This window comes from Mesorhizobium sp. LSJC280B00 (genome assembly GCF_000502835.1).
Classification (GTDB): Bacteria; Pseudomonadota; Alphaproteobacteria; order Rhizobiales; family Rhizobiaceae; genus Mesorhizobium.
The window spans coordinates 1-2,927 of the sequence record NZ_AYVL01000090.1; the positions used below are offsets into that span (position 1 = coordinate 1).

2 protein-coding genes and 6 pseudogenes are annotated in these 2,927 nt (G+C 60.0%); 4 read left to right on the forward strand and 4 right to left on the reverse strand.

Translation table 11 applies throughout. The features are described 5' to 3' along the window. Both X773_RS77825 and X773_RS76065 read left to right on the forward strand, forming a co-directional pair. Positions 1-289 (forward strand): annotated as a pseudogene (locus X773_RS77825) (hypothetical protein); the annotation flags it as partial. Beyond that, a complete protein-coding gene (locus X773_RS76065; RefSeq protein WP_084641934.1) occupies positions 247-759 on the forward strand; it encodes a hypothetical protein in 513 nt (170 codons plus the stop codon). The pseudogene X773_RS77825 and the gene X773_RS76065, both read left to right, overlap by 43 nt. Positions 760-1,121: 362 nt before the next feature. Here the strand turns inward: X773_RS76065 and X773_RS76070 are convergent. Beyond that, positions 1,122-1,501: pseudogene (locus X773_RS76070) on the reverse strand (IS3 family transposase); the annotation flags it as partial. Positions 1,502-1,532: 31 nt separating this feature from the next. Between X773_RS76070 and X773_RS76075 the strand changes: the two are divergent. Then, positions 1,533-1,625, forward strand: a pseudogene (locus X773_RS76075) (transposase); the annotation flags it as partial. Between the two features lie 149 nt (positions 1,626-1,774). On the opposite strand, the pseudogene X773_RS77150 reads toward X773_RS76075, so the two are convergent. Then, positions 1,775-1,897, reverse strand: a pseudogene (locus X773_RS77150) (ATP-binding protein); the annotation flags it as partial. After that, positions 1,854-2,135 carry a helix-turn-helix domain-containing protein gene (locus X773_RS76080; RefSeq protein ID WP_280952150.1) on the reverse strand — a complete coding sequence of 94 codons (282 nt, stop codon included), beginning with the start codon at positions 2,133-2,135 and terminating at the stop codon, positions 1,854-1,856. The gene X773_RS76080 and the pseudogene X773_RS77150, both read right to left, overlap by 44 nt. A gap of 175 nt (positions 2,136-2,310) precedes the next feature. On the opposite strand from X773_RS76080, the pseudogene X773_RS77155 reads away from it, so the two are divergent. Further along, positions 2,311-2,400, forward strand: a pseudogene (locus X773_RS77155) (transposase); the annotation flags it as partial. Between the two features lie 235 nt (positions 2,401-2,635). Here the strand turns inward: X773_RS77155 and X773_RS73280 are convergent. After that, positions 2,636-2,836 (reverse strand): annotated as a pseudogene (locus X773_RS73280) (transposase); the annotation flags it as partial. Between the last annotated feature and the right edge of the window lie 91 nt (positions 2,837-2,927).

Consider the following 2,927-nt stretch of genomic DNA (forward strand, 5'->3'; position numbering starts at 1 on the left):
CGTCGGGCTCAGCGGGCGTAAATGGCTGACGAGGCAAATATTGCCTGCGGATGAGCGCGCCGCCATCGAACGTCACCTCGGCTTGATTAACCAGGTCAACGAGGCGTTGACGGTGGTCGAGGCGGATATCGCCTTGCATGCCCTCCAGGATCCGACAATCCGCCGCCTGATGACGTTGCCCGGCCTCGACGTCACCGTGGCAGCGAGCCACAGAGGCTTGTCGCCTATCTTGGCCTCAATCCGAGCGTGCGGCAGTCCGGTGAAGGGCCGGCCTTTCATGGACGCATAACGAAGCAAGGCCGAGGTCACGCGCCTTCGCCTCAAGGCGATGTACCTGACGCTCGATCCGGTTCGGCTGGTGCGCGACATACGCCTGGCACAAGAGAGGTTGGTCGACATCGCCGACACGCCGACGGTTCGGCTGCCGCCGACGGCGAGGCATTGCCGCTCGAAGACTTTCTGTCCGGGTTGCGGATTGCGTGGCGTGGTGGGGAAGTGAAACCCGACCGCCCGCCCCAAGCCGGCGGGTCAAGCGAGAGCGGCGCAGACCCGATCCTCTCCTTGCTGTCACTGCCGAGCTTGAGGAATGGTTCGAGGCAGAGCCTTGGCGAACGTCACGAGAGTTGCTTGAACGCTTGCAGGTCAAATATCCCGGCGTGTATCCCGACTGTGCAGCGTCGAATGCGATCTGGCGCAGTACGCACGCCAATGCGTTGGTGTTCGGGCCATTCGCCGATGCCGCGCGGACGGAAATTATAGAGGTCGTGCAGTGAGATCATCCCCGAGCAACACAGGATCGGCAGAGGCTAAATCTCGGAAACAATCAGTGAGGCAATCGAGAACATCCGAGTGAGGCAACGGCATTGTTCTTTGGGAACACTCTTGGGCGAGGCAATACGAATCTCATTCTGATCGCCGCACCGCACTACGGGCCATGCCAAGCGCGGCACCGACTTCGACTACAATATCCCGGCCAAGCGCGCAGAAGAACGATCCCGAGTCGAGAAGGCGGAAGCTGCCTATGCAGCAGCGACTTCCCGATGGCGGCCTCGGCCGGGCAGGACGAAGGTTGTGGAAAAAGACGGTATCGTGAGCCGATAGGGCTATTCTAAAACATCCGTCTGCATCGGCTTGCCAGGCGCGATGTAGTGCCGTTCGACACGGACTTGGTTGGCCCATGCCAGGATTGCGTTCGAGGTGAACTCGCTGCCATTGTTGCTTACGATCATCGTCGGCCGGCCGCGTTCGGTGGCGAGCCGATCCAGCTCGCGCGCAACCCGTTCGCCGCAGAACGGTCAGCTTCTCCTCGCGATAGAGCCGGAAGAGCTTCTTGTGGTTCACGACGCGTCCTCGCGNCCTCAGCATCACGAGTAGACGCCGGTATCCGAGCCGGCGACGCTCCTCCGCGATCGCCCTTCATCCGTGCGCGAAGCTCGCGGTCGTCGGGCCTGCTGGCCTCGTAGCGAACCGTCATGCGGCAACAGCCCATGGCTTTACGCGCGCCCGCCGTTCGCTCATCCCGAAGGCTTCCACTTCTGGCGGCCGTTGGCAGCGGAAGCCAATTCCAGAAGGCCCGCGATCTGGCCGCATGGCTGGGCCTGGTCCCGCGAGAACACTCGACCGGAGTGCGTATTCCAATGATTCCGGACGGTCATTCCGAGACGAAACCGGACACCTATTCCGATAGAATACCGGACGCGATTCCGAGGCGAAGCCGGACGGCTTAGAGCGCCTCTGGGTCTTTTTCGATATTTGTCGACGAACTCGTTTTCGGTCAAGCGGGAGTTGCGTCTGGGACTGGCAGGACCTTGTGTTTGCGCATGCTTTCGCCGGAAAGTTCGATGCGATAGGCATTATGAACAAGGCGGTCGAGAACGGCATCGGCGATGGTCGGATCGGCGTATCCCTTGTTTGACGCCCTGCCGGGAGAAGAGCCGATGTTCGAGAACATCGTCAGTCAGCTCCGCCGGTAACGGCCAGGATAGGCCGGCGGTAGTCGCTCGCTCTATGTTGTCCTGCACCGTGCTGCGGGCAATCCCAAGCATGGTGGCAATGTCGCGAACGCTTATGCCGTCCGCGCTTAGCCGAAGCAGTTGTCTCAATTGTCTCATGGTCAGCCTTCTTCTCTTCGGCATGCGTCTCTCCTCTACCGTCGAGGAAATGCATGCCCAGGTTGCTGACCCAAAGGCACTATCCAGGCTTCAAAACTGTCCGGTATTTAATCGGAATCGCGTCCGGTTAATTCTCGGAATCGCGTCCCATTCTTGATCGGAATGCCGTCCGGTAAATCGTCGAAATCCGCAACCGGAGGGCAAGCAGACGCTCCTCGGTATCAGTAAGCGGGGCAACCGCTACGTCCGCAAGCTCCTCGTTCATGGCGCGCGATCATGCTTCCGCCATTTGGATCGAAACCGGGGTCGCCGGGGTCTTTAGAGTCGGATGCATCCGAACTAGGCCGTCATCGCATTGGCTGCCAAGATGGCGCGTACTCATTATGGCCTGGGCTGCAACAGCAGTCCACTCGCGAGAGGCCGGATACATTTATGCAACTGGAGTCGTCATCGGCGATGTCGCGAACCCTTGCACGGACGGGGCGGGCCATACATTCTTTCCCACGAAATCCTTCTGCGCGGGCATTGTCGAACATGGCGTCGGCAAGAAGCCGCTTCAGGCGCGCGTTCTCGTCCTCAAGGCTCTTCAGACGCCTCGCCTCGGAGACGTCCATCCCTCCGAAGCGGGCCTTCCAATTGTAGATCGAGGCATTGCTCACCCCATGCTTGTGGCACAAATCGGCGACCGAAATCCCGGCTTCATGCTCCTTCAAAATCCCGATGATCTGTTCTTCCGAAGGCGACTGCGGATTTCACTAAACTGGGACAGCGATTTCGGTATGTCGCGGACAAGCGTTTCGCAAAGTCGCGGACAAG

Coding starts and splice junctions, on each gene's coding strand:
- X773_RS76080 (WP_280952150.1), bottom strand. CDS start 2,135: ATGCCGAAGAGAAGAAGGCTGACCATGAGACAATTGAGACAACTGCTT.